Here is a 26,711-nt window from a genome sequence, read left to right as displayed (position 1 = left end):
GGCGTGTTGATTACAGGCGCGCTGGACGCCCAAAGTCACCACACCGGCAGGGGCGTGTTGATTACAGGCGCGCTGGACGCCCAAAGTCACCACACCGGCGGACCCTGACTGCGAAAGGTGTCCAGCGTCATGGCGAAGTCCCGACCTCCAGCGCCCCCCGGATCCGCACCGATCACCGTGCCTGACCCCTGCGCCCACCATCGGGTCCGGACCCAGCGCCCAGACGAAGCTGGGCCGAGTGCCCGCAACCAGGGACGACCCGGCTCCGGCCGGTCAGGTCGCGGGGAACACCGAGCGGCGGAACGAAGCCGGGCCGGAACCGCAGGTGCCCGCGGAAAAGGCTGGTGCCTGGGACCACGGAGATCCGGCCGGGAAAGGGGCAACGCCCGGACCGCGGGGAGGCGGGCCGGGCGTTGCCGAAGGTGATGCGTGGTGGTGCAGCGGCTGCTAGTCGTCGCTTTGGAGGAACGCCAGGAGGCGCAGGATCTCCAGGTAGAGCCAGACCAGGCCGACGAGGATGCCGAAGGCCGCGGTCCACGAGTAGCGCTGCGGCAGACCCATCCGCACGCCCTCTTCGATCTCGTTGAAGTTCAGAATGAAGCTCAGCGAGGCGACGACGATGCAGACGATGCTGAAGATGTAGCCGAGGGGCCCGTTGTCACGCAGGCCGGTGTTGACGCCGAAGAGCGACAGCACCAGGTTGATCAGCATGACCGCGAAGAGGCCGCCCATGATCGCGATCATGGCGCGGGTGAACTTCGGGGTGGCACGGATGACCCGGGCTTTGTAGAGCGCGGCCATCAGGAAGAAGACGCCGAAGGTGGCGACCACCGCCTGAAGCACGATGCCCTGATATCCCAGGATGTCCGAGAAGAACTTGCTGACCATGCCGACGAAGACGCCCTCGATCACCGCGTAGGTGACGACGAGTGCCGGGTTCGCCATGCGCATGAAGGAGATGACCATGCCGAGCACGAGGCCGATCAGGGCCGCGCCCATCCACGCGGCGCCGGTCAGGGCGGTCGGGATGACGTTCCACGCGACGACGGCGGAGATGCCGGTGATGCCGAGCAGGGTGACCGTCTTGACCACGACGTCGTCGATGGTCATCGGACGGACGGCCGGCGGCGCAGCGGGGTAGCCTGTCGCGGTCGGGTAAGGATCGCCGTAGGCCGGCTGACCGTAACCCGGCTGACCGGCCGGCCCGTATGGCCCGTACCCGGCCGCACGCTCCCGCTCGGCCGCCTGGCCGAGGCGCGAGAGCACCGGGTTCGATGTCTTCACTGTTTCCAGCCTCCCTTGATCTTCCAGGCGCATGCCTGTCGTTCCAGGGTAAGGGGTGAAGTCCCCCCACGCTGCCCGCCGACGCTGTGAGCAGGCTGAGAACCCGTGGTCACGGGCCGGATTCCGAGCGTACCCATGATCGATGTCACGCTGAATCGACAGAGCCGAATCGAAAGAAAGGGATGCTTCGCGAGAAGCATCCCTTTTGCCAGTGCCCGGGGCGGGTCTCGAACCCGCACGCCTTGTCAGGCAGCCGCTTTTAAGGCGGCCGTGTCTGCCATTCCACCACCCGGGCGGGCCTGCGAACACCGTAGCTGGTGCCGCCCGGGTGACGGAAACGGCCTTACTAGCGTGAACCCGCGCCGACCTTCTCGGTCTTGTCGCCCGAGGGCAGCGCCACCGGCGGGGTGACCTCGGTGAACTCCTCACGCGGCGCGTGCAGCTGGCCGAGGGCCACCGTCTCGCGCTTGAGGAAGAACGCCAGCACCCAGTCGGCGAGGACGCGCACCTTGCGGTTGAACGACGGGATCCGGCTGACGTGGTAGAAGCGGTGCATCAGCCACGCCGGGTAGCCCTTGACCTTGATGCCGTAAACGTGCGCGACACCCTTGTTGATGCCCAGGCCGGCGACACCGCCGACGTGCTTGTGGCGGTACTCCTTCGGGGCGCCGCCCAGCACCACCTGGCGGATGTTGTCGGCGAGCGTGGCGGCCTGCCGGACCGCGTGCTGGGCGCTCGGCGAGCACCAGCCACCCGGGTTGGTCAGGTCCGGGACCTGGGCGCAGTCGCCCGCGGCCCAGGCGCCCTCGAGCACCTCACCGGTCTCGGTGTCGGCCACCTGCAGGGTCGGCAGGCAGTTGACGTGACCGCGCGGGCCGAGCGGCAGGTCGGTCTGCTCCAGCATCGGCGACGGCTTGACGCCCGCGGTCCAGACCAGGGTCTCGGCGCGGAAGGAGTCACCGTCGGACAGCACGATCTGGCCGTCGACGCAGGACTTGAGGAAGGTCTCCAGCCGCAGGTCGATGCCGCGCTTGGCGAGCTGACGCGCGGTGTAGGCGCCCATCTCGGGGCCGACCTCGGGAAGGATCCGGTTGGAGGCCTCCACCAGGATGAAGTGGACCTCCTTGGGGTCCAGCTCCGGGTAGTACTTCAGCGCGTCGGCGACCACGTCCTGCATCTCGGCGAGCGCCTCGATGCCGGCGAAGCCACCACCGACGAACACGAAGTTCAGTGAGGCCTTGCGCACCTCCTCGTCGGGGGTCACCGCGGCGACGTCCAGACGGTCGAGGATGTGGTTGCGGAGGTAGATCGCCTCACCGATGGTCTTGAGGCCGATGCCCATGTCGCTCAGTCCCGGGATCGGGAGCGTGCGGGAGACCGAGCCCGGCGCCACGATGATGTGGTCGTACTCCATCTCGTAGGCGGGGCCGTCGATCGGCTGGATCGTGACGGTCTTACGAGCGTGCTCGAGCTTCGTGACCTCACCGGAGACGATGCGGCACTTCTTCAGCTCCCGGCGCAGCGGCACCACGGCGTGTCGCGGCGAGATGTTACCGGCCGCTGCCTCAGGCAGGAACGGCTGGTAAGTCATGTGTGGAACAGGGTCGATGACGACAACCTCGGCCTGGTTCCGGTTCAGCTTCTTGGACAGGCGGAGGGCGGCATAGAGCCCGACGTGGCCTGCTCCAACGACGACTATGCGCGGCGGATTCACGGCCCTATTCTCGCGCGCGAGCACCCCCTGATGCGCTGTTCTGTGACGATCGCAACGGCGAAAGTCAAGTGTCATAACACACAGAATTCACCCACGTCGGGCCATACATGCTAGGACCATCGTCACAGCCGTCGCCGTGACGAGGCCCAGGAGCGTCGCCAGCTGGAAGGCGCTCCCGCCCAGGTCGGCGGTGAGACCGAGGGCCAGCACGATGAGAACCGCCGCGATCAGCACCACCACGGCGGCGCGCCCCAGCCAGAGCGCGGGCACATCGAGATTGACCATCGCGTCGTACGGAAGGACCGCGGCGAGCGCCGTCAGGGTGTGTGCCAGGTAGAGCAGTGCCGCCAGGGCCAGAACCCGCCAGAGAGCGATGTGGGCGTCGAAGGCGGTGGTGTCGAGCAGCCAGCCCACCACGGCGACGATCGCGGCGAAGCTGCCACCACGGCCCCGGGGTGCCACGGCCGGCCAGATCGCGACCAGGGCCAGCGGGATCAGGAGCCGTCCGGCGAGCAGTTCGGCCGGCCAGGAGACGCCCATCGCGAGCAGCCCGGAGACCAGCACACCGAAGCGGATCATCAGCGGGACGGCGGTCGCCCGGCTGACGGCCGTCCGGACCCGCCCGGGGAGAGAGGTGATCGTGCTCAGCCCGGCCATGTCAGCGTCCCCTCGGTACGGAGGCGAGCCGGGACACGTCCCGCAGCACCAGGTCGAGACTGCCCGCGCCGGCCCAGGCGACCACCGGCACGCCGTGTTCGCGGATGCGGCCCAGCACGTTCTCCCGTTCGAGCCGCCAGAGCCGGGTGGCCAGCGGCGTCCACGGGTCGCGGACCGGCGGGGCGGCCGCCTCCGGCAGGGTGTCGACGGCGACGGTGTACCGGCCGGACTGGGTGAGCTGGGCCAGCATGTCGGCGGCCCGCGGATCGACGAGCGGGGTGAGCACCACGACCAGCGCGTTCGAGGAGATCTGGTGGGCGACCGGGGCCGGCTCGTACTGGTCGTCGACCGGGTCGGCGCGGACGTCCAGCAGCCATTCCAGGACGGTCAGGTACTGCCGGCGGCCGGAGGCGGCGCGCAACCGGCGGGCGGTCGCGCCGTACTCGAGCATCGAGACCCGGTCGCCACGGTGCAGGTAGTGCTCGGCGATGGCGGCGGCGGCCCGGACCGTGGTGTCCAGCACCGACGAGCCGCCGCGGACGCCACCGGTGAGGCCGACCTCGCCGAGCACGTCGAGCAGGATCAGCACTTCGGCGTCGCGGTCCGACAGGGTGGAGGCGACGTGCAGGTCGCGGGTCCGCAACGACACCCGCCAGTCGATGCGGCGCAGCCGGTCGCCGGGGGCGAACGGGCGTACGCCGGCCAGCTCACCACCCTCGCCGTGCCGCCGGGAGCGGTGCGCGCCGACCAGCCCGGCCGCGGCGGGCATGACCTCGGCGGCCTTGAACGGCTCGGTGACCGGATAGACGCGGACGCCCCGCGCGGCGGTGACCACCGGCCGGCACGAGAGCAGTCCCCCGCAGGCCGCGGCTCGGGCGGCGGCCGGCCCGACGTCCTGCCGGCCCCAGCGCAGCGCCTCTCCGGGCAGTTCGATCGCGGCCCAGCCGTCGTTGGGGACGGTCACCGCGAACGGGCGGTCGGCGTGCTGCAGTTTCAGCCAGGGTGAGGTGCGGGTCCGGACGACGACCAGGTCGTACCCCACGGTGTCCTGGTTGGCCACGATCAGGCCGGCCTCGATCTCGCCGCCCTCGACGACGTTCGCCTCACCGGTGGTGATGGTGATCTCGGGGGCGGCCTGCGGGCGCCGGCGCAGGTGCAGCGCGGCGCCGATCGCGAACGGCGACGCCAGCAGCACCAGGTCGACCCGGCCGAACAGCACGCCGAGCAGCAGGAACAGGCCGGTGAGCAGCACCGAACGGCCGAGCGCCCGGGTGGGCGCCCAGCCGGGCGTGGTCTGGTCAGTCATGCCGGGCGTACGTGGGCAGGGCCCCACTGGCCGGGGCGGGGACCGCGCTGAGCACCTCCTGCACCACGAACGCCGGGTTGACCTGGCGCAGCCACATCTCCGGGCGCAGGGTGATCCGGTGCGCCAGGGCCGGGACGGCCACGTCCTTCACGTCCTCGGGCACCACGTAGTCGCGGCCGGCCATCGCGGCCCGGGCCCGGGCGAGCAGCAGCAGCGCCAGCGAGCCGCGTGGCGAGGAGCCGACCAGCACCGAGCCGTGCTCGCGGGTCGCCGAGGCGAGCGAGACGATGTAGCGGCCGATCGAGTCCTCGACCGCGACCGCCTCGAGGGCGGCCTGCATGACCTGCAGGGTGCGGGAGTCGACGACCGGGGTGAGGGTGGCCTCCTCCTGGCGGCGCGTCATGCGGCGCTGCAGGACGGTCCACTCCTCCTCGGCGGTCGGATAGCCGAACGACACCCGCAGCAGGAACCGGTCCAGTTGGGCCTCGGGCAGCGGGTACGTACCCTCGTATTCGATCGGGTTGGCGGTCGCCAGCACGTGGAACGGCGGGTCCAGCCGGTACGTCACGCCCTCGACCGAGACCTGCTTCTCCTGCATCGCCTCGAGCAGGGCGGACTGGGTCTTCGGCGGCGTCCGGTTGATCTCGTCGGCCAGCAGCATGTTGGTGAACACCGGGCCGGCCCGGAACGCGAAGTCACCCTTGCGCTGGTCGTAGAGGAAGGAGCCGGTGACGTCGGCGGGCAGCAGGTCCGGGGTGAACTGCAGGCGCCGGAAGTCGAGCCCGAGCGCCTGCGCGAACGACCGTGCGGTCAGCGTCTTGCCGAGCCCGGGCAGGTCCTCGAGCAGCACGTGCCCGCCGGCCAGGATGCCGGCCAGGACAAGCTCCAGGGACTCCCGCTTGCCGACCACGACGGTGCCGACCGCGTCGAGGATCGCGCCGGCCAGTCGTCCGACCTCGTGCGGGGGAAGAGTCTGCGTCACCGACGCACCTTTCTCACAGTCGTTCCAACGCGTCCACGTAAGTCTCGACGTCCCGGGCTTTCAGCCCTCGTCGTCCCGGCTGGGAGAGCACCGTCCAGAGCTGCTCGCCGAGCAGTTCACGGGCCCGGCGGGGGTCGCTCGCCCGGGTGATCCCGTGCCGCAGCCGCAGCCGTTCGTCGGTGAGCTCCGCCAGTACCGGCAGAACGTTACGCGTATACAGATCCGGGTCCGAGTGGGCCCGGCCGAGGTTGAGCTCCCAGCGCCGGACCGCGGCACGCAGCGCGTCGCCGGACCCGTGCCCGGCGCCGTCGCCCCCGCGGGACCGCAGTCTGGGGATCGCCGGCGGGGCCGCCGCGTGCGCCGCCCACACCACGATCCGCAGGCCGATCAGCAGCGGGACGAGCAGCAGCAGGGGCAGGCTGATGCCGCCGGCCCGCAGGGTGGCGACGACGACCACAGTGGCCAGGCCGATCAGCGCGACCTCGCCGGTCCAGCGCAGCACCGGGGAGCGGCGTTTCTCGCCGGCCGGGGCGGCGTGGACCACGGCCTGTTCGTCGGCCTCGCCGAAGAGCCGGTCCAGTCCACCGTCGCTCATGACGGGACCACCTGCTCGGCGCCGAGGTCGGCGCGCAGCCGCTGCAGTGCCGAGCGGGCCTGCTGGCGCATCTGATCGTCCACCGTGTGCGTGGCGTACCGCGCCTCGCGGTAGACCTCGAGCAGCGCGGCGAGCACGGCGGCGTCGACCTGCTGCTCGGCGAGCAGACGGCCGACCAGGTCGGTGGGGCTGTCGCCGGGGTGGCGGGGGGTGCCGGCCGCGGCGGCCGCGTCCTCCAGTCGCACCCAGCAGGCGATCACCGCGCGGCGCGGGTCGCGGTCGGTGTCGGAGAGTTCCTCCAGGCCGGCGTCGAGGGCGGCGACCAGGTCCTCGGCGGTGCGCTGCACGCGGCGGGGACCGTGCCGTCCGGCCCGGCGGCCGCGGCGGCGCAGGTGGTCGCGGACCAGGGCCGCGGACAGGAAGACCACCATGACGATCGCGCCGGCGCCGAGCACGGCCAGGGCCGCGGTGCCCACCCAGTCGGGCAGGCCCTCGGCGGGTTCCGGCACCTGCTGGTAGGAGCTCGCCTCCGGCGTCGGCTCGGTGGGCGGTGGCAGCAGCGGGGCTGCGGTGGTGGTCGCGGTCGCCCGGGGGGTGACCTTCTCCAGCTGGGGTTCCGACCGGGTGGCGGCCAGCGAGGTCACGAAGAGCAGTCCGAGGACGGCGGCCAGCGGCCACCAGCGGCGCAGTGCGACGAGGTCCATGCGGGAAGGCTCAGATCCGTGACTCGAGGGAATTCGGCAGAGCTCGCATCATGCCAGGCCCGCGAGAATCTTCGCACGCGTGAACACGCCGTCGAGCATCGCGGGTGTCAGCCTTCCGGTGAACGTGTTCTGCTGGCTGACGTGGAAACAGCCCAGCAGGTCGGGCGCTCCCGGCAGGCTCAGGTGGGCACCGTGGCCGAAGCGGGGACGCGGGACCGGTGGGCGTACCCCATAGACCGTGGCCATCGCCGGCCACCATGCCTGCCAGGCGAAAGCACCGAGCGCGACCACCACCCGCAGGGTGGGCCGGATCAGCTCCAGCTCGCGGCGGAACCAGGGCGCGCACGTGTCGCGCTCGACGGGGAGCGGTTTGTTGTCCGGCGGGGCGCAGCGCACGGCCGCGAAGATACGGGTACCGCGCAACTCGAGGCCGTCGTCGGCGGCGACACTCGTCGGCTGGTTCGCGAGACCGGCCCGGTGCAGCGCGGCGAACAGCACGTCACCCGATCGGTCGCCGGTGAAGATCCGCCCGGTGCGGTTGCCGCCGTGCGCGGCGGGGGCCAGCCCGAGGATCGCGATCGCGGCGTCCGGGGCGCCGAACCCGGGGACCGGTCGCCCCCAGTACTCCTGGTCGCGGAAGGCCGCCCGGCGCGTCACGGCGATGTCGGTGCGCCAGGTGACCAGGCGCGGGCAGGCGAAACAGTCCGCGATGCGGGCGTCGAGCACGCTCAGCGAGGCGGCTCCGGCCGCGCTGTCGGCAACCTCGTCGGGGGTACGCGGTGAGCCCTCGGACACAAGCACCACCACAGCACAGCATCCCGGTCACACCGGCGCGCACCGGGGTCGGTCGCGGGTCACCCCTGAGAGCGCCCGCGACCGGAACTGATCAGCGTCAGTTGGCCTTGAGGCAGAGCAGGTATCCCTTGCCCTCCTCGCTGGCGATGACGGCACCCGCCTCGCCTTCCTTCAGCTTCGCCTCGAAGGCGGCGTCACAGGCGGTGCTGTTCACGTCGGACACGCCCTCGACCCGGTCGAGCATGGTGTACGCCGCGTCGGCGGAGGAGCACTCGACGATCTTGGCCTCCACCTCGGAGGCGGCCGCGCCGAGGCTGTCGCCGACCGAGATGCAGTCGCCGGCCTTGGCGTCCTCGGTCGGGTCGGACCGGAACATGCTCGCGAGGCCGGTCTTCAGGCCGATGACCACCACGATGATCACGAGAGTGCCGAGGACGCCGAGCACCTTCTTGCCGAACGACTTCTTCGGCGGGACGGGCGGCGGCACGGCCTCACCGGCGGCCGGGAAGCCCGGGGCACCGGCGTTCGGCGGCGGGAAGCCCGGGGCGCCCGCGTTCGGCGGCGGGAAGCCCGGGGCGCCCGCGTTCGGCGGCGGGAACCCGGGGGCGCCGGTGGTGGACGGCGATCCGGCGGCCTCAGGCGCGCTCGTCGTGGACGGCGAGCCGGCAACCTCGGGCGCGCCCGTGGTGGACGGCGATCCGGCGGCCTCGGGCACGCTCGTCGTGGAGGGCGAGCCCGTGGTGGCGGCGCCACCGGCGTTCGGCGGGACGGTTCCGCCGGGCGGGGTGGGCACAACCGGGTCTGTCATGGTCTTCCTTCGTTCCTTCGAGAGGCGACCGTGGATCGATCGCAGCCGGGAGCGTAACGACCGTCTTCACTCCTGCGCGACCCCGTAACCAGGCTTTATCGTCCGCTCGGCGCCACCGAGGGGACCGGCGGAGCGACAGACGCCGCAACGCTCTCCGACGGTGACGGCGCCGCCCCACTCGGTGACGGATCGCCACTGGGGTCCGGCACGGCGGACTCGGACGCGGAAGGGTCACCGGCCCGGAACGGCGCCCGCTCTGGGCAGTGCGGATAGCCCATGTTGCGGCTCGGCGAGGTGCCGGTCGTCTCGTTCCAGCAGAACGGCTCGCCCATCCGAATCGGCTGGCCGTTCTGGTCGAACAGCTGAGCGCCCTCGACCAGACGGTCAAACCTGTCGTAGACGAAGACGTCCTGCACATCGGCGTACTGACCGCCGCCGCTGTAGCCGGTCTCGTAGTAGGCCGGGCCGTCCTGCCGGTCGCCGTCCACCTCGGTGAAACCGACCAGCCCGAAGAGCACCAGGAACGCCGTGCCGCCGGTCATCAGCCGTCGCGACCAGAGACCCTCCGGCCGGCCACGGCGGCCCAGCCAGACCGACCCGACGACCATGACACCGAGCAGCAGCAGGGCGACGATGCCGTCGCCACCGAGGCGGGGCAGCAGGCCCAGCGGGCCGCCGCCGCTGTCGAAGACGTAGGCGAACAGCATCGCCGCCAGATAACCGCGCAGCACCCACCACGCCGGGCGCAGCAGAGTCAGGAAGTCGGTGGCTTTCGCGTACCCCAGAAGGGGCCCGACCCGCACGTCGGCCCTGCGCGCGGCCGCGGCCGAGCGCCCCCGCAGCTCGGCGAACTCCTTCCACCCGGCCGGTTGCCGCGGCACCGCGCCGGACACCCCCGCGCTGGCGAGCAGCTCGGCGGCGTAGACGTCCGGCGTGCCCAGGCGCGCCCGCAGCGAGCCGCCGCCCTCGGCCAGCACCTCGGCCAGGTGTTCGGGCAGATCCTCGAGCAGCTCGTCGCGGGTGGCGGCCGGCACACCGCCCAGAGCCGCCCGGACTCCCTCGACGTACTCCGCGATCTCGTCCTGCGCCGTGAGGTTCACGCCTTCTCCCCGTCCAGCAGATCGTCCATGATCGTTGCGAAACCGCGCCACACCTTGCCGTAGCGCTCCAGTTCGGCGCGGCCGGCGGCGTTGAGCGCGTAGTACTTGCGGTGCGGGCCCTCGTCGCTGGGCACCACGTAGCTGTTCAGCAGGCCGCCGTTGAAGAGCCGCCGCAGCGTGCCGTAGACCGAGGCGTCGCCGACGTCCTCGAGGCCGGCGGCGCGCAGGCGGCGCAGGATGTCGTAGCCGTAACCGTCCTCGTCACGCAGGACGGCCAGGACGGCCAGGTCCAGCACGCCCTTGAGGAGCTGAGTGGGATCCACGCGAAGGACAGTAGTGTGCAATGCGAAGTACCGTCAACAGCGCACTACCGAAGACATGTGTGTCGACTTACGGCGCCGCGGACGCCCGAACTCGACACACACCAGGAAGCGTGATGACTTACGGCGCCGCGGACGCCCGAACTCGACACACACCAGGAGGCGTGATGACTTACGGCGCCGCGGACGCCCGAACTCGACACACACCAGGAGGCGTGATGACTTACGGCGCCGTGGACGCCCGAACTCGACACGCTGCCCGGGTGGGTGGGTCAGGAGGCCAGACCGAAGGCGATGCCGTCGAGGATGTCGTGTTCGGACGCCACCACGGACGGGTGACCGGTCCGATCCTGGATGATCTTCATGATCAGGGCCCCCGCGGTGATCACATCGGCCCGGCCGGGATGCATCACCGGCAGGGCACGCCGCTCGTCGACCGTCATCGCCAGCAGATCCGCCGTCACCGCCGAGACGGCAGCGGCATCGATCCTGCGGTGGTGGATGCGCGCGGAGTCGTACACCTCAAGGCCCTGAGCCAGAGCGACGACGGTGGTGACCGTGCCGGCCAGACCGACCAGAGTCCTGGCCTTCTCCGCCGACACCGCGGCCAGAGCGGTGTCGACCGCCGCGACGATGTCCCGCTCCGCCGCCGCCAGCTCGGACGCCGAAGGCGGATCACTGTGCAGGTGGCGCTCGGCCATCCGGACACAACCGATGTTCACCGAGATCGACTGGTCGACGCTGTCGGTGCCGAGCACGAACTCCGTCGAACCGCCACCCAGGTCGTAGACCAGGAACGGGCCGTCCGCGTCCAGCCCCCGCACCGCACCCAGGAAGGACAGCTCGGCCTCCTGCTCCCCGGTGATCACCTCCGGGTCGATGCCGAGCACCCCACGGACCATGTCCCGGAAATCCTGCGCGTTGGAGGCGTCCCGGCTGGCCGACGTCGCACACATCCGCACCCGGGTCACCCCCAGCTCGGCGATCTCCGCGGCGTAACCGAGCAGCGCCAGACGGGTCCGCTCGATCGCCGCCGGGGCGAGCATGCCGGTCCGGTCCACGCCCTCACCCAACCGGACGATCTCCATCCGGCGGGCGACGTCGACCAGCTCGTCACCGTGCACGTCGGCGATCAGCAGGCGGACCGCGTTGGTCCCGCAGTCGATGGCGGCGACCCTCACAGGTGCAGCAGCATTCTCGTGTTCCCCAATGTGTTCGGCTTGACCCGTTCCAGGCCCAGGAATTCGGCGACACCCTCGTCGTACGACCGGAGCAACTGCTCGTAGACGGTGTGCGGCACCGGCGCCCCGTCGATCTCGGTGAACCCGAACGAGCCGAAGAAACGCGTCTCGAACGTGAGGCAGAAGACCCGTGCCACGCCCAGCGCCCGCGCCTCGTCGAGAAGCGCCGCGACGATCCGGTGACCGATCTTCTGCCCGCGCATCGACGGATCGACGGCGACCGTGCGGATCTCGGCCAGGTCCTCCCACATCACGTGCAGCGCGCCGCAGCCGACCACGCGGTCGTCCTCGTCGGCCGCCACCCAGAACTCCTGCACCGACTCGTACAGCGTGACCGTGGCCTTGCTGAGCAGCCGGCGATCAGTGGTGTACGTGTCGACCAGGGAACGGATCTCCCTGACGTCCCGGGTCCGGGCCCGACGGATGATCATTCTTTTCGGACGCACGGGCCGTCGGCCCAGAAGGGGCCGATCGCGTCCCGCACCTCGTCGCCGAACGGGTTGACCCCGGGGCCGGCCGCCAGCGCGTGACCGAGATGGACGTGCAGGCACTTGACCCGGTCGGGCATCCCCCCGGCCGACACCCGGGCGATCTCCGGAACGTCCTCGATGGCCGTCCGCCGGTCCAGATAGTCCTGGTGCGCCTCGGAGTAGTGCTTGGCGAGCTCCGGATCGGTGCTCAGCCGCTCCTGCATGTCGCGCATCACGCCCGCCGACTCGAGACGGCTGCACGCGGCCGTGGCATGCGGGCAGGTCAGGTAGTAGAGCGTGGGGAACGGGGTGCCGTCATCCAGCCGGGGCGCGGTCTCGACCACGTCAGGGTTGCCGCACGGGCAACGGTGCGCGATCGACCGGGTGCCCCGCGGGCGGCGGCCGAGCTGGGCCTCGACAGCATCGAGGTCTTCAGGGCTTGGTGATTCCATTAATTCGCAGGCTCCGCATTCGCGGCTTGGACGCTGCTCCACAGCGTGTCGTACCAGCGGTCCGGGGCGGCCGCCGGAGCGTTCTGCTCGGCCTCCCGGGCAGCGCCCTCCGCATCGTAGTAGACCAGCAGGGGCGTCTCACCCGGACGCACGTAGTAGAACTTCTCCCGGGCCTGGATCCGCACATACTCCGGGTCGTCCCACTTGTCGAGCTCCTTCGCCGTGGCGGCGATGTCGGCCCGCTTGTCGTCGTTCTCCCGCTCCATCGCGGCGATCTTCGACTCCTGCTCCAGATAGACCCGGAGCGGATAGGTGTAAGCCAGTGCCAGCGCGACGAAGACCGCGATCAGGATGGTCGCCCGGCCGGTCAGCGCACTCGGGCGCGGTGCGTCGGTGCGCTTGGCGGCCATGCCGCCCTCCGAGGGGGTACGCCGTGCCGACGGCACCCGGACCGGACCGGTGTTCCGCGTCCGGCTGCTCTTCACACGGGTGGCGTTGCCGCCGGAGCGGCGTGCCGGGCCCTGGCCACTCGGCATGCGGCGCTGTGTCACTGGCGACCCTCCCCGTCTCGTGTCGCGGCACCCGCTGGGAAACCTATGCCTCCCAGCGCGGGCGCCACAACTCGATGATCCGTCGGCCTGGGGTCAGCCGACGCGGTAACGCGGGAACGCGCCCGCACCGGCGTACCGGGCGGCGGTCTCCAGCTGCTCCTCGATGCGCAGCAGCTGGTTGTACTTCGCGACACGGTCCGAACGGGCCGGGGCGCCGGTCTTGATCTGGCCGGAACCGACGGCCACCGCCAGGTCGGCGATGGTGACGTCCTCGGTCTCACCGGAACGGTGCGACATCATCGTCTTGAAACCGGCCCGGTGCGCCAGGTCCACAGCGTCCAGGGTCTCGGTCAGCGAACCGATCTGGTTCACCTTGACCAGCACGGCGTTGCCGGCCGACTCGGCGATGCCCCGGGCGATGCGCTGCGGGTTCGTCACGAACAGGTCGTCGCCGACGATCTGGATCTTGTCGCCGAGCTGCTCGGTCATCGCGCTCCAGCCGGCCCAGTCGTCCTCGGCCAGCGGGTCCTCGATGGAGACGATCGGGAAGTCGGCGGCGAGCTTCGCGTAGTACGCGATCATCTCGTCGGTCGACTTCGGGGTGCCCTCGAAGACGTACGCCCCGTCGGAGTAGAACTCGGTCGCCGCGACGTCCATCGCCAGGACGATGTCGGTGCCCAGGTTGAAGCCGGCGGCCGCGACAGCCTCCGCGATCAGCTCGAGCGCGGCGGCGTTGGTCGGCAGGTTCGGCGCGAAGCCGCCCTCGTCGCCCAGACCCGTCGACAGGCCCTTCTTCTTCAGCACCGACTTGAGGGCGTGGTAGACCTCGGCACCGGTCCGCAGCGCCTCGCGGAACGTCGGCGCGCCGATCGGGGCGATCATGAATTCCTGCACGTCGACGTTGGAGTCGGCGTGCGCGCCACCGTTGACGATGTTCATCATCGGCACCGGCAGGACGGCGGCGTTCGGGCCACCGACGTAACGGAACAGCGGCAGCTCGGCGGAGAGCGCGGCAGCCTTGGCGACCGCGAGGGACACGCCGAGGATCGCGTTGGCGCCCAGCTCCGACTTGGTGTCGGTGCCGTCCAGATCGAGCATCTTCTGGTCGATCAGGCGCTGCTCGGTCGCCTCGTAACCGATCAGCTCGTCAGCGATCTTGTCCTCGATGTTGGCGACGGCCTTCTCGACGCCCTTACCGAGGTAACGGCCCTTGTCACCGTCACGCAGCTCGTGCGCCTCGAAAGCACCCGTGGACGCGCCCGACGGGACAGCCGCACGGCCGACGGTGCCGTCGTCCAGACCGACCTCGACCTCGACGGTGGGGTTGCCCCGAGAATCGAGGATCTCGCGGGCGACGATCGCTTCAATGGTGGCCATTAGTGTGTCGCTCCCTAATAGTTGTACGAATACAGTTTCGGTCCGCGACCCTGCGGGCCGACCACACCTGACGAGCGTAACGAGTCCGCCATTGACGCGTTCGCGGGGCCGGTCAACTCGACGGCTGGTATACCTCAAACCGGCGTCGCGCCTGCCGAACCAGTGGGCACTATGACCAGTAGCCAGTTTCCCCCCGCCGGCGCCCGCGTCGAGCTGGACACCGGCGACGAACGGCTCGCCGGCGTCCGTGTGGTCCACGTCGACGAACCCGCCGTGATCATCTCGATGGCCGCCGACCAGGCCCCCCTCCCCGGCGACACCGTGACCCTGCGCTGGCCGGCCGGCCCCCGCGGCCGGTACGCGGCCCGCGCATCGGTCCTCGACGCCACCAAGGACCGCGTCGAACTCCGGCAGGTCGGCGACCCGGTCGTCGAACAGTTCCGGGACTTCGTCCGCGGCGGCGGAGGCGAGAGCATCCTGCTGGTCCGCCCCGGCGAGACCGAATCGATCGGCTGGGTGCACGACATCAGCGAACGCTCGGTGCGCGCCCACTTCACCGACGTCGACCTGCGCCCCGGCAACCGGATGGTGCTGCGGATCCAGCTCGGCCCGGAGACCGTGGAGTTCCCGGCCACCGCGGTCAAGGTCAGCGCGATGCGCCAGCAGGTGCCGTTCCGGGGGCCGCTGTCGGTGGAGATGGTCGCCGTCTTCGAACAGGACGAGCGCCAGGCCAAGATCATTCGCCGGTACGTGCTGCGCAACCAGCTGCTGTCCCGGGCCTTGAAGTCGGCGCTGGCCTGACATCGGGTCCCGGCGCCTCGAGTGGGCCGGGGCGGGATTGCACCGGCGTTCCAGAGACGTCCTGTCCGGCGTCACCGACACGGTATTAGGAATTCATAATCAGGGTCGAAGGGCCCGTGGAAATAGCGTCCGAAAAACGTTTGAATGGTGTCGTCAACCGATTGACGCCGGATAATCAATCGCCCGGGGTTGCGCAGGTGGCCGGGCCGGCCTCTCCCGTCCGTCCGCGCAACCCCACAGTCCCCCAGCCCTGTCATGGATGCCGCCTCCGAACGTCCCGGCGCTGCTCTCGTGGCGTCGTTCTCCCCGGCGCTGCTCTGGCGGCGTCGTTCTCCCCGGCGCTGCTCTCGTGGCGTCGTTCTCCCCGGCGCTGCACTCGCGGCGTCGATCTCCCCCAGTGCTGCTCTGCGTGCGGCGTTGCCCTGCTCGCGGGTGCTCTCACCGCGCTGCACTCGCGGAGGTTTCGCGAGACGGCCTCGTGGAGGTGCACGAGGCCTTGTTCACGGTGTCGCCCGCACGATCGTTCGTGCGGGGGCGCCGCGTGTAGACAGCCTTCACGGCGATTCGTGGGCGCCCGTGAAGGTGAACGGTGCCGGCAAGACGGTGACGCCGGCGCCCAGGTGGCACTCCTCCTGCCTGGGGACGAGTGCCACCACCGAGGCGGTCCCGCCGGAGCGTGCCAGCCCGGCGGCCGCCCGCAACGGTGGACGGGACAGCGGGAGGCGCCGCGTCCCGTCCTCCCGTTGAACGGGAGCCGAGTGGATATTCCAGGCAACCCCGGCCGTCGTCCACGGCCTCGGGGTTGGTGAAGGCGCCGCCGGGGGTCCTCCCGCACCGCGCGGCAACCCTCATCAACGGCTCGAACCCACCAGCCGTCGACCAGAGTCGCTACCGCTCACGGGCAGAACGGCGGTTGACGGCTGACGGCCGACGGGGCTAACGGCTAACGGCTGACGGGCGACGGGCGACGGGCTGAACCGTGACTGACGGCCGGAGCGGCCCCGCTTTCAGAGCCGCGGACGACGGCTGAGTCCGCCTCAGACCAGTCGGCCGTCGCCGAGGGCGGCCCCATGGCGAGATCATCGCCTGAACAGCCATAAACGACGGCCGAGCCCTCTCAGCCGTCAACCACGGTCTGTTCACGAGCCGAAAACAACCCTGCACGACGGCTGACCGACCCGGAGCCGTCGCCAGCGGCTACCTGACGCCACGAAAAGAACCATGAACGACGGCTGACCGACCCGGAGCCGTCGCCGGCGGCTACCTGACGCCACGAAAAGAACCATGAACGACGGCTGACCGACCCCGAGCCGTCGCCAGCGGCTACCTGACGCCACGAAAAGAACCATGAACGACGGCTTGGCCCGCCTTGACAGGGTTGGAGAAGCACCCGAGAGGCATCGGCGAGACCATCCGGAAAGTGGCCGTGGACGCTGGCCGCAACCAGCCCAGGACACCGGTCACGAGTGCCAGTCAAGGGCACCGTCATGGGATGGTCCGGAGACAGCACGGTTCGGAGACAGCACGGTCCGGAGACAGCACGGTCCGGAAGACGAGACAGCCCAGAAGACGAGACAGCGTTGACCGCCCCCGAGAAAGGGACGGCCGTTCACCGGCAGGCCGGGCAGTCAGACGCCCGGCAAGCAGTCCAAACAGCAGGCAGTCAGACGCCCGGCAAGCAGCCCGAACGGCAGGCCCTCAGACGCCCAGCAGGCTGCGCAAGTGGCGGGGCGGCGGCGATCCGTGCGCCAGCATCGCGTCGTGCCAGGCCTTCGGGGTGGCGCCGAACGGGCGGGCCGCCGCGATCTCCGCCACCTCCGTGTAGCCCACGAAGTAGGTCGACAGCTGCGTCGATGTCAGCAGCGCCCGCCGCCATTTGCCGGCCGCCTCGCTCTCCTCCTGGAAGCCGGCGCCGGTCATCAGGTCCATCGCCTCTTTCTCGGTCATGGACTCGCAGTGGACCAGCTGGTCGATGATGGCGTTGAGGCACATCCGGACGCGCATTTTCAGCTGCTGCAGCCGGACCGGGAGGCCCCCGAAGCCCTGGGCTGCCATCACCTCCTCGGCGTAGACGGCCCAGCCCTCGACGAACGGGCCGGACCAGCCGAGGGATCGCACCCGGGTGGCGGCGCGGAACCTGCGGGAGTGGGCGATCTGCAGGAAGTGGCCCGGCATCGCCTCGTGGACGGTCAGGTTGCGGAGCATCTCGTTGTTGTATTCGCGGTAGAAGCTTTCGACGCGGGCGGCCGGCCAGTCGGCGGGCGCCGGGGAGATGCAGTAGAACGTGGGCACGTCGGCGGTTTCGAGGGGGCCGGGCGGGTCGCAGTAGGCGACGGCGACGCCCCGGGCGAACTCGGGCATCTCCTCGATGACGCACGGGTCGTCGAGCAGGGACACCAGGTCGTGCTCGCGGACGAACGCGGTGGCCTCGTCCATCGTCGCCTGGGCCAGGCCGACGATGGTGGTGTTGCCGGGGCGGTGTTCGGCGAGGCCGTCCAGTGCGAGGCGGACCGTCTCGTCGAGGGCCGGGCCGCCGGTGAACTCGGCGGCGGCGCGGCGCAGGTCGGCGACGGCGGTGTCGAGGCCGGCCCAGGCCCGGGAGAGGATCTCGGTGGCCGGGATCTCGGTGTCCAGGGTGTGCCAGAGCCGGGCCTCCCACAGGGGGCGGCCGAGGCGGGGGTCGCGGCCGGGATCGCCGCTGTCGAGCAGGCGCTGCAGCCAGCCGTCGAACTCGGCCAGGGCGGCCAGGGCGGCGGCGGCCGCGGGCTCGACCGTCGTCCGCAGGCCGGGCTCCTGGGCGAGCAGGGCGGGCACCTGGTCGCGGATCAGGGCGGCGGTGCCGGCGAACTGGCCGACGGCGGTCTCGGCGTGGATGCGGGGCACGTCGTGCAGCACGGCGCGGGCGGTGGCGAGCGCGTCGGGGATCGCGGCGAGGCGGCCGGCCAGGCTCTCCAGCCGGGCGGCGGGCGGGGCGAACGGCCGGGCGATCAGGCTGTGCAGCAGCGGTCCCGGGTTGTGTTCCAACGGGTTCCACTCGTGCTCGCGCACGTCGGTGAGCTCGAAGAGGGACCGCTCGACCTGCGCGGTGAGGATCGCGTGGTCGACCTGGTCCTCCGGCCCGAGGCCGTCGGGGTCGACGCCGCTGAGGGCGTCGCCGGCGTCGCGCAGCATGGCCACGCGGGCGGCGACCGGCTCGGCGGCGAGGTCGGGCAGGCGGCCGTCGAAGCGGTGGTCACCGGCGGAGGCGGCGGTGGCGGGGTCGCTCTCCAGGAGGGCGTCGACGATGCGCTCGGCGAGCGGTACGAACTCCGGCATGCGAGAAACCTACTCGGACGGACCGACATTTTCTGCCGCACGCACCGCCTCAGCATGGGCGAGTGCGGCGCGGCGCAGCTCTCCCTCCGGGTCGAGTCCGGCGGTGCGGGCTTCGGCGACGGCCCGCAGCAGGGCCGGTCCGAGGCCGTCCGGGGCGGGCAGCGGCACGTCCAGTCCGCCGCGGTCGGCCCGTTGCAGGATCTTGGCGGCCAGGGCGAGGGCCGGCTGACTCAGCGCGATCCCGTCCAGCACGGAGTCGCGTTGCTTCTCCTCGCGCTTGATCCGGTCCCAGTTGGCGGTGATCTCCTCGATGGTCCCCGCCTCCTCACCGGCGAAGACGTGCGGGTTGCGGCGGATCATCTTGTCGACCAGGGTTCCGGCGACGTCGTCGACGGTCCATCCCTCGGCGAGGGCCGCGTGCAGCACGACCTGCAGCAGCACGTCGCCGAGTTCCTCGCGGAGCGCGTCCGGGTCGCCCTCGCTGATCGCGTCGTAGGCCTCGTAGCTCTCCTCAAGCAGGTAGAGCGCCAGCGTCTGGTGGGTCTGTTCGCGTTTCCACGGGTCGCCGCCGGGCGCGACCAGGCGGTCCATCACCGCGACCACGTCGAGCAGGCGGGCGCCGGGCGGGTCCCAGGAACCGTACATCAGCTCCATCTCGGCCAGTCCGGGTTCGCGGGCCAGGCGCAGCCCGAGTTGCCGGGCGAAGTTCTGGTCGCCGGATGCGCCGGCCAGCCAGACCACGGCGGGTGCGCCCGCGACGACGTCCAGGAAGCCCTGCGCGTCGGTGTCCAGGATCGTCAGATCAACCCCCTGGTGGCGCAGGGCCGCGGTCTGCTCATTCTCGGTCGCGGAGAAGACGGGGTACGCCCGGAGCACGTCCCACGCCTCGGCGGCGAGGAGCCCGGCCGGCAGTCGGGGCGAGGTGACCAGGAGGACGATGCGGGTGCTCAAGAGACGTCCGCCACCGGGGTCCGCTCGTCGGCGCCGAGGGCGGCCGCGACGATCTGGTAGACGCGGCCGGAGTTGCTGTCGTTGATCCCGTACATGCCCAGTTCGAGCGGCTGGTAGCGCGGGTTGACGGTGACGTCCAGCTCCTGTGCCTCGGCCACGACGGCGTCCCGGACGGTGATCGCCGAGCCCAGCGCGGTCATCGCCTCGGCCGGCACCGACGAACGGAATGCGGCGAAGTCCATCCCCGGCTCGAGCCCGCCGTTGGCGGCGAACCGCTGGTAGACGTCGCGCAGGTCGTCCTCGCTCGGGGTGGCCGGGTCCTTGACCGACTCCTCGATCTGGTTCCGCAGGATGGCGTTGCGGGTGTAGAGCCGGACGTATTCCAGGTCGGCGGGCAGGCCCAGCTGGGCGGCGGCCTCGTCGAACGGCAGGGTGGCCGGCAGGGTGGCGCCCCGGTCGGCCGCCACCCGGTCGTAGATCTCGCTGCTGACCAGGGCGTTGACCACGTCGGTCCGGCTGAACGGCACCTTCACCGGTTCGGGGGCGAGGCTCTGCCCGGCCGTCGCGCCGCGGGGCTGGGCGCGCAGTGCGTCGTACGCCTCGTCCCAGACCTCCTGCACCCGCTGTTCGGTGACCGTCCCGGCGTCGCCGAGATAGGCGGCGACCGATGGATCGGACTTGCAGGCGGACAGCCCCGCGACGGTCAGGCAAGCGGCGACGGCGGCGGCGATTCGGCGGGTACGCAGCATGGTCATCACTGTCTCACGCTCCGTGTGATCTTCGTCGCTCACCCCGTCAGCGTGTCGCCACGGCCGGGGCCGGCACGTCGCCGAGCACGTCCTTGAGCAGCTGACCGCACCATTGCAACAGCGCCTGGTCGCGCAGCGGCTCGCCGCCGATCCGCCGGGTGCTGGGCCGGGGCACGCTGACCTGGTCGGCGCCGGGCTTGTAGACCGAGTCCGGGTGGTACCGCTTGAGCCGCATCTGCTTGGAGTCCGGCAGGGCCAGCGGCGAGAACCGGAGGTGCTTGCCCTGCATGGACACGTCGGACAGCCCGTACGCCCGGGCCGTCTGCCGGAACCGGGCGACCGCGATCAGGTTGACCACCGGGGCGGGCGGTTCGCCGTACCGGTCGGTCATCTCGGCGATCACCTCGTCGAGGCGGGCGCCGTCGCGGGCCTCGGCGAGTTTGCGGTACATCTCCAGGCGCAGCCGTTCGACGGCGATGTACTCGGTGGGCAGGTGCGCGTCCACCGGGAGGTCGATCTTGACCTCGGGCTCCTCCTCGGGGCGCTCGCCCTTGAACGCGCTGACCGCCTCGCCGACCATCCGCACGTACAGGTCGAAGCCGACGCCCTCGATGTGGCCGGACTGTTCACCGCCGAGCAGGTTGCCGGCGCCGCGGATCTCCAGGTCCTTCATCGCGACGTACATGCCGGCGCCGAGCTCGGTGTGCTGGGCGATGGTGGCCAGCCGCTCGTGGGCGTGTTCGGTGAGCGGCTTCTCCCGGGGATAGAGGAAGTACGCGTACGCCCGCTCGCGCCCGCGGCCGACCCGGCCCCGGATCTGGTGCAGCTGGGCCAGGCCGAGCAGGTCGGCGCGTTCCACGATCAGCGTGTTGGCGTTCGGGATGTCGATGCCGGACTCGACGATCGTGGTGCAGACCAGGACGTCGAACTCCTTCTCCCAGAAGCCGACCATCACCTTCTCGAGCTGTTCCTCGCTCATCTGGCCGTGGGCGACGGCGACCCGGGCCTCGGGCACCAGCTCCCGCAGCCGGCGTGCCGCCTTGTCGATCGACTCGACCCGGTTGTGCAGGTAGAAGACCTGGCCGTCGCGCAGCAGCTCACGGTGGATGGAGGCGGCGACCTGCTTGTCGTCCTGGGCGCCGACGTAGGTGAGCACCGGGTGCCGCTCCTCCGGCGGGGTGGCGATGGTGGACATCTCGCGGATGCCGGTGATCGCCATCTCCAGGGTCCGCGGGATCGGGGTGGCCGACATGGTCAGCACGTCCACCGAGGCCCGCAGCGCCTTGAGCTGCTCCTTGTGCTCGACGCCGAAGCGCTGCTCCTCGTCCACGATGATCAGACCGAGGTTCTTGAACCGGGTGGCCTTGGCGAGCAGCCGGTGGGTGCCGATCACGATGTCGGCGGTGCCGGCGGCGGCCTGCTCGAGGGCGAGCGTGGCCTCCTTCGGCGTCTGGAAGCGGGACAGCTGCCGGATCTGCACCGGGAACTGGCTCATCCGCTCGGTGAAGGTGTTGAAGTGCTGCTGGGCGAGCAGGGTGGTGGGCACCAGCACGGCGACCTGTTTGCCGTCCTGCACGGCCTTGAACGCGGCGCGTACGGCGATCTCGGTCTTGCCGTAACCGACGTCGCCGCAGATCAGCCGGTCCATCGGGACCTGCAGCTCCATGTCGTGCTTGACCTCGATGATCGCGGCCATCTGGTCGGGCGTCTCGGTGTAGGGGAAGGCGTCCTCCAGCTCACGCTGCCAGGGGGTGTCCGGCCCGAAGGAGTGCCCCTGGGAGGCCTGCCGGGCGGCGTAGAGCTGGATCAGCTGGGCGGCGATCTCCTTGACCGCCTTCTTCGCGCGCGCCTTGCTCTTCTGCCAGTCGGCGCCGCCCATCTTGTGCAGCGGCGGCGACTCGCCCCCCACGTACCGGGAGAGCTGGTCGAGCTGGTCGGTGGGGACGAAGAGCCGGTCGCCGGGCTGGCCGCGCTTGGACGCGGCGTACTCGATCACGAGGTATTCGCGGTCGGCGCCGTTGACCGTGCGCTGCACCAGCTCGACGTAGCGGCCGATGCCGTGCTGCTCGTGCACCACGAAGTCGCCGGTCTTGAGCTCCAGCGGATCGATGGTGTTGCGCCGGCGGGCGGGCAGCTTGCGCATGTCCTTGGTGGAAGCGCCGCGACCGCCGGAGATGTCGTTGCCGGTGATCACGGCGAGGCGCGACGCCTCGTCGACGAACCCGTGGTTGAGGCCGCCGCAGGTGACCAGGATCCGGTTGTCCTCGACGCCGGTGGTGATCGCGTCGACCGCGGTGATGCCCAGGCCCGCGTCGCGGAGCAGTTCGCTGGCCCGCTGCGCGGTGCCCTTGCCCTCGAAGACCAGGGCGATCGCCCAGCCGGCCGCGGACCAGCCGGCCAGGTCGGCGGCGAGTTTCGCGGTGTCGCCGTGGTAGAGCGGGACGGGCTGGGCGGCCAGTGCGATCGCGTCGCCGTCGTCCGGTGAGACCTCGACGGCGTCCGCGTCCTCCCAGGGCAGGGCCTCAGCCGGGGCGGCGTCGGCCAGGCCGAACGGCGAGATGGTCCACCACGGCTGTTTCAGGGTGGCCGCGTGCGCCCGGACGTCGGACAGGGTCCGGAAGGCGACGGCACCGACGTCGATCGGGGCCTGACCGCCGACCGCGGCCGCCGCCCAGGACGCTTCGAGGAATTCATCGGAGGTACGCGTGAGGTCGTGCGCCCGGGTCCGGATGCGTTCCGGGTCGCAGAGCAGCACGTGGGTGCCCGCCGGCATGCAGTCGAGCAGCAGCTCCATGCTGCCGGTGCCGCGCAGCAGGGCCGGGGCCAGCGACTCCATGCCCTCGACCGGGATGCCCTCGGCCAGCTTGTCGAGGATCTCGGCCAGCTCCGGGTGTTCGGCGGACAGCTCGGCGGCGCGTTCGCGGACCGCCGGGGTCAGCAGCAGCTCGCGGCAGGGCGGGGCCCAGAGTCGCTCGACCGCCTCGATGGTGCGCTGGTCGGCGACCGCGAAGGTGCGGATCTCCTCGACGTCGTCGCCCCAGAACTCGACCCGGGACGGGTGCTCGTCGGTCGGCGGGAAGACGTCCAGGATGCCACCGCGGACCGCGAACTCGCCCCGCTTGGTGACCAGGTCGACCCGTGCGTACGCCATGTCGGAGAGCCGGCGGGCGACCACCTCGAGCTCCGCACCGCGACCGGTCACCAGCTCCACCGGCTCCAGATCGCCGAGGCCCTTGAGTTGTGGCTGCAGCACCGACCGGACCGGCGCGACGATCACCTGCAGCGGCTGGTCGCCGGGGTGGGCGAGCCGGCGCAGCACGGCCAGCCGGCGCCCGACGGTGTCCGAGCGCGGCGAGAGGCGCTCGTGCGGCAGCGTCTCCCAGGACGGGTAGACCGCCACGCCGGCGGGATCGATCAGGCAGCCGAGCGCGTCGGCCAGGTCGTCGGCCTCGCGGGAGGTGGCGGTGACGGCGAGCACCGGGCGCTGGGCGGCTCCGGCACCGGACGGGCCGGCGACCGTGGCGACGACGAACGGCCGCAGCGAGACCGGGGCGGTGAGGTCGAGCGCGTCCGAGTCGACGAAGCCCTTGCGGGCCAGGTCGCGGGCGCGGGCGAGGCCACGGTCGCGCAGAGCGGCCGGGATCAGACCGGCGAGTTGCATGGCGAAAACCCCCGAGGGCACGACGAACGACCCCGGACGCCGATTCCGGCGGGGGTGCGCCCCCAGCTTAGTCCGGCGGTCCGACACTTCCGGACCCGCGAGCCTTATCGGACAGCATGTCCGACATGTAGGTCCATCGGTCGTGAAGAGTGCCCGAACGTTGTGGGGGACACAACGACCCTTCAGGGACATATCGAGGAGGTTACGTGCGGATCCTGCTGCTCGTCTCGGCGTTCAACGGTCTCAGTCAGCGTGTCTGGTGCACGTTGCGGGACGCTGGACACCAGGTCGGCGTGCTGCTGGCGACGAGTGAGCGGGACATCATCGACGGCGTACGCCTCAGCGCGCCCGACCTGATCCTCTGCCCGCACCTCACCGACCGGGTGCCGACCCGTGTCTGGCGACAGTGGCGCACGATCGTCCTGCATCCCGGTCCGGTCGGCGACCGCGGCCCGTCCTCACTGGACTGGGCGATCGCCGAGGGTGCCCGGGTCTGGGGGGTGACCGCGCTGCAGGCCGTCCAGGACATCGACGCCGGACCGGTCTGGGCCACCCGCACCTTCCCGATGCCGCTGTCCCCGCCACGCCGGTCGACGCTCTGCGCCGGGCCGGTCTCGGACGCCGCCGTGGAGTGCGCCCTCGAAGTGGTCGCGAAGGCCCAGGACCCGGCGTTCGTCCCGGTGCCCGCGGTGGACGTGCCGGCCCAGGTGGCCGGCGCGCGGCTGCGGCCGGCGATGCGCCAGGCCGACCGGGCGTTCGACTGGTCCGAGCCGGCCGACGCGATCCTGCGGCGGATCCGGGCCGCGGACTCGTCGCCGGGCGTGCGCACCGAGCTGAGCGGGCTGGCGGTGCACGTGTACGACGCGCACCCGGGCCTGGCCCGCGGCGAGCAGCCGGGTGCCGTCCTCGGCCGCCGACAGGGCGCGGTGCTGGTCGCAGCGGGTGAGGGCAGCCTGTGGATCGGGCAGCTGCGCGCGGCCGGCGAGGGCGGCGTCAAGCTGCCCGCCACCGCGGTGCTGGGCCGCCGGCTGAGCGGGGTGCCGCACTCACCGGCCGGTCCGGAGAGCGATCCGGAGGCGACCACCGCGTACCGGCAGATCCGCTACCGGCGTACCGGCGCAGTGGGCTGGCTGCACTTCGACTTCTACAACGGCGCGATGGCGCCGGGACACTCACGGCGGCTGCTGACCGGCCTGCGGCACGCGATCGGGCAGGACACCCGGGTGCTGGTGCTGCGCGGCGGCACCGAGTCGTTCGGCAACGGCATCCACCTCAACGTGATCGAGGCGGCGGCCCATCCGGAGGACGCCGCCTGGGCTGCGGTCCGGGCACTCAACGAGGTCTGCCGGGAGATCATCACCTGCACGCGACAGGTCGTGGTGGCGGCGTACGCGGGCAACGCGGGCGCCGGCGGGGCGATGCTCGGACTGGGCGCGGACGTCGTCGCCGCCCGGGACGGGATCGTGCTCAACCCGTACTACGACATCGGTCTGCACGGTTCCGAGCTGCACACGTTCACGCTGCCCCGACGGGTCGGCCGCGATCACGCGCATCGGCTGCTGGACGAGAAGCTGCCGGTCAGCGCGAGTGTCGCGGCCCGGATCGGGCTGGTCGACGAGGTCGGTCCCCGGCATCCCGAGGCGTACACGCAATGGCTGACCGCCCTGGCCGAGAGCCACAGCGACGCGCACGCGGCCCGGCGCCGGCGGACGGCGAAGGTGCGGCGGCTGGCCGCCGAACGGATACCCCTGGAGGTGTACGAGACCCGCGAGCTCGCCGAGACCAGCCGGGACGTGTACGACGACCGGTCCCGGTTCGCCGCCGCCCGTCGCGCGTTCGTCCGCAAACTGCGTCCGGACCGCACCCCGCGAAGGCTGCTGATGACCGCGGCGCCGGTCCTCGACGAGGATCAGCAGCCGCAGCTGCGCCCGGCCGTTCCGGTGTCGGCCTGACCATGAGCGTCCTGCACACCCCGGATTCCGGGGCGACTCAGCCTGCCCGCAGCCGGGCGCAGATCCCGCCGCAGCGGCCACCGGCCGGCCGCGCCACCATGCCGAACACGCTGGTCGGCAGCACCATGGTGCTGCCCAGCAAGTACGAGTACAGCGCGTACAGCGTGCTGGCCGGACCGGCCGAGCAGCCGCCGGAGGACGATGGGCCGTACCGGGTCCGGATGCGGCGGATGGCCCGGCGGATGCCGATCCGCACGCTGCTGATCACCCTCTTCGCGTTCGCCTTCGAGAGCACGTTCTTCGGCTGGCTGGTGCACTCGATCCAGCTGCCCGACGCCCGGCTGCACACCACCCTCTGGTGGGCCACCGCGTTCATGATCGTGGCGACCGCGTCGATCGAGCTCTTCCGCCTGGTCAACGTCGTGACCCTGTGTCTGGCAACGCTCTGGGCGCGGGATCCTCAACCGGTCGTCCCGGACACCGGCATGCGGGTCGCCTTCCTCACCACGATCGTGCCCGGCAAGGAACCGATCGAGATGGTGGAGAAGACCCTCCGGGCCGCCCGGAAGATCCGCTACGGCGGGCGGTACGACGTCTGGCTGCTCGACGAGGGCGACGACCCGGTGGTCAAGCTGATGTGCAAACGGCTCGGGGTCCGCCACTTCACCCGGCGGGGGCGCGACGAGTACAACACGCGTACCGGTGCCTTCAAGACCAAGACCAAGCACGGCAACTACAACTCGTGGCTGGACACGCACGGCGACGAGTACGACGTGTTCGTCTCGGTCGACCCGGACCACGTGCCGATGCCGAACTTCTGCGAACGGCTGCTCGGCTACTTCCGCGACCCGGACGTGGCGTTCGTGATCGGCCCGCAGATCTACGGCAACTACGACAACGTGGTCACCCGCTGGGCCGAGTCGCAG

Annotated in this window: 23 protein-coding genes and 1 tRNA gene; 3 read left to right on the top strand and 21 right to left on the bottom strand. The window is 71.2% G+C overall.

Annotated elements, in window-relative coordinates; translation table 11 throughout:
• Nucleotides 1–447 precede the first annotated feature (447 nt).
• The 17 genes from WH85_RS41640 to eno form a co-directional block, all read right to left on the bottom strand.
• Entirely contained in the window at nt 448–1,284 is an 837-nt protein-coding gene (locus tag WH85_RS41640) for a Bax inhibitor-1/YccA family protein (RefSeq protein WP_045747694.1), read from the bottom strand.
• 212 nt (nt 1,285–1,496) lie between these two features.
• A tRNA-Leu gene (locus WH85_RS41635) sits at nt 1,497–1,579 on the bottom strand.
• A 51-nt stretch (nt 1,580–1,630) separates the two neighbouring features.
• Nucleotides 1,631–2,998 (bottom strand): NAD(P)/FAD-dependent oxidoreductase, encoded by a 1,368-nt coding sequence (locus tag WH85_RS41630; RefSeq protein WP_045747693.1) that lies wholly within the window; start codon nt 2,996–2,998, stop codon nt 1,631–1,633.
• A gap of 87 nt (nt 2,999–3,085) precedes the next feature.
• Entirely contained in the window at nt 3,086–3,655 is a 570-nt protein-coding gene (locus tag WH85_RS41625) for a hypothetical protein (protein WP_045747692.1), read from the bottom strand.
• Nucleotide 3,656: 1 nt separating this feature from the next.
• Nucleotides 3,657–4,961, bottom strand: a complete 1,305-nt coding sequence (locus WH85_RS41620; RefSeq protein ID WP_045747691.1) for a DUF58 domain-containing protein — start codon at nt 4,959–4,961, stop codon at nt 3,657–3,659.
• Complete coding sequence (locus tag WH85_RS41615) at nt 4,954–5,943, bottom strand: AAA family ATPase (protein WP_045747690.1); 990 nt, start codon at nt 5,941–5,943, stop codon at nt 4,954–4,956. Before WH85_RS41615 ends, WH85_RS41620 begins: the two co-directional genes overlap by 8 nt.
• A 13-nt stretch (nt 5,944–5,956) precedes the next feature.
• Nucleotides 5,957–6,538, bottom strand: coding sequence for a hypothetical protein (locus WH85_RS41610; RefSeq protein ID WP_052721190.1), 582 nt, complete (start codon nt 6,536–6,538; stop codon nt 5,957–5,959).
• Nucleotides 6,535–7,242 (bottom strand): DUF4129 domain-containing protein, encoded by a 708-nt coding sequence (locus WH85_RS41605; RefSeq protein ID WP_045747689.1) that lies wholly within the window; start codon nt 7,240–7,242, stop codon nt 6,535–6,537. Before WH85_RS41605 ends, WH85_RS41610 begins: the two co-directional genes overlap by 4 nt.
• Before the next feature lie 48 nt (nt 7,243–7,290).
• Nucleotides 7,291–8,043 carry a uracil-DNA glycosylase gene (locus WH85_RS41600; RefSeq protein ID WP_281179144.1) on the bottom strand — a complete coding sequence of 251 codons (753 nt, stop codon included), beginning with the start codon at nt 8,041–8,043 and terminating at the stop codon, nt 7,291–7,293.
• A gap of 91 nt (nt 8,044–8,134) precedes the next feature.
• Complete coding sequence (locus WH85_RS49550) at nt 8,135–8,845, bottom strand: LppU/SCO3897 family protein (RefSeq protein WP_157411556.1); 711 nt, start codon at nt 8,843–8,845, stop codon at nt 8,135–8,137.
• Nucleotides 8,846–8,940: 95 nt separating this feature from the next.
• Nucleotides 8,941–9,945 (bottom strand): HAAS signaling domain-containing protein, encoded by a 1,005-nt coding sequence (locus WH85_RS41590; protein ID WP_045747688.1) that lies wholly within the window; start codon nt 9,943–9,945, stop codon nt 8,941–8,943.
• Complete coding sequence (locus WH85_RS41585; protein WP_045747687.1) at nt 9,942–10,268, bottom strand: PadR family transcriptional regulator; 327 nt, start codon at nt 10,266–10,268, stop codon at nt 9,942–9,944. Before WH85_RS41585 ends, WH85_RS41590 begins: the two co-directional genes overlap by 4 nt.
• A 269-nt stretch (nt 10,269–10,537) precedes the next feature.
• Nucleotides 10,538–11,446 carry a Ppx/GppA phosphatase family protein gene (locus WH85_RS41580; RefSeq protein ID WP_045747686.1) on the bottom strand — a complete coding sequence of 303 codons (909 nt, stop codon included), beginning with the start codon at nt 11,444–11,446 and terminating at the stop codon, nt 10,538–10,540.
• Nucleotides 11,443–11,937 (bottom strand): amino-acid N-acetyltransferase, encoded by a 495-nt coding sequence (locus WH85_RS41575; protein WP_045747685.1) that lies wholly within the window; start codon nt 11,935–11,937, stop codon nt 11,443–11,445. Before WH85_RS41575 ends, WH85_RS41580 begins: the two co-directional genes overlap by 4 nt.
• A complete protein-coding gene (locus WH85_RS41570) occupies nt 11,934–12,428 on the bottom strand; it encodes a DUF501 domain-containing protein (RefSeq protein WP_045747684.1) in 495 nt (164 codons plus the stop codon). The genes WH85_RS41575 and WH85_RS41570 overlap by 4 nt, the downstream gene beginning before the upstream one ends.
• Nucleotides 12,428–12,979, bottom strand: a complete 552-nt coding sequence (locus tag WH85_RS41565) for an FtsB family cell division protein (RefSeq protein WP_045747683.1) — start codon at nt 12,977–12,979, stop codon at nt 12,428–12,430. The genes WH85_RS41570 and WH85_RS41565 overlap by 1 nt, the downstream gene beginning before the upstream one ends.
• A gap of 93 nt (nt 12,980–13,072) precedes the next feature.
• Nucleotides 13,073–14,356: a phosphopyruvate hydratase gene (eno, locus tag WH85_RS41560; RefSeq protein ID WP_045747682.1), complete on the bottom strand. Its 1,284-nt coding sequence runs from the start codon at nt 14,354–14,356 to the stop codon at nt 13,073–13,075.
• Between the two features lie 171 nt (nt 14,357–14,527).
• On the opposite strand from eno, the gene WH85_RS41555 reads away from it, so the two are divergent.
• On the top strand, nt 14,528–15,157 hold the full coding sequence (locus WH85_RS41555) for a hypothetical protein (RefSeq protein WP_045747681.1): 630 nt from the start codon (nt 14,528–14,530) through the stop codon (nt 15,155–15,157).
• Between the two features lie 1,698 nt (nt 15,158–16,855).
• Here WH85_RS41555 and WH85_RS41550 read toward each other — a convergent pair.
• From WH85_RS41550 to mfd, 4 genes are read right to left on the bottom strand one after another with little or no spacing between them, the layout of a single operon-like run.
• On the bottom strand, nt 16,856–18,472 hold the full coding sequence (locus WH85_RS41550) for a DUF885 domain-containing protein (protein ID WP_045747680.1): 1,617 nt from the start codon (nt 18,470–18,472) through the stop codon (nt 16,856–16,858).
• A gap of 9 nt (nt 18,473–18,481) precedes the next feature.
• Entirely contained in the window at nt 18,482–19,423 is a 942-nt protein-coding gene (locus tag WH85_RS41545; protein ID WP_045747679.1) for a nucleoside triphosphate pyrophosphohydrolase, read from the bottom strand.
• Nucleotides 19,420–20,214 carry a hypothetical protein gene (locus tag WH85_RS47875; protein WP_157411555.1) on the bottom strand — a complete coding sequence of 265 codons (795 nt, stop codon included), beginning with the start codon at nt 20,212–20,214 and terminating at the stop codon, nt 19,420–19,422. Before WH85_RS47875 ends, WH85_RS41545 begins: the two co-directional genes overlap by 4 nt.
• A gap of 4 nt (nt 20,215–20,218) precedes the next feature.
• On the bottom strand, nt 20,219–23,833 hold the full coding sequence (gene mfd, locus WH85_RS41535) for a transcription-repair coupling factor (RefSeq protein ID WP_045747678.1): 3,615 nt from the start codon (nt 23,831–23,833) through the stop codon (nt 20,219–20,221).
• Nucleotides 23,834–24,039: 206 nt separating this feature from the next.
• Between mfd and WH85_RS41530 the strand changes: the two genes are divergently transcribed.
• Nucleotides 24,040–25,785, top strand: a complete 1,746-nt coding sequence (locus tag WH85_RS41530; RefSeq protein WP_045747677.1) for an enoyl-CoA hydratase-related protein — start codon at nt 24,040–24,042, stop codon at nt 25,783–25,785.
• Nucleotides 25,786–25,787: 2 nt separating this feature from the next.
• The coding region (locus tag WH85_RS41525) for a glycosyltransferase family protein (RefSeq protein WP_483757025.1) at nt 25,788–26,711 on the top strand (924 nt) is incomplete at its 3' end.

The organism is Actinoplanes rectilineatus (assembly GCF_000962825.1).
In the GTDB taxonomy this organism is placed as follows: Bacteria; Actinomycetota; Actinomycetes; order Mycobacteriales; family Micromonosporaceae; genus Actinoplanes; species Actinoplanes rectilineatus.
This window is presented reverse-complemented; position numbering and strand designations above follow the sequence as displayed.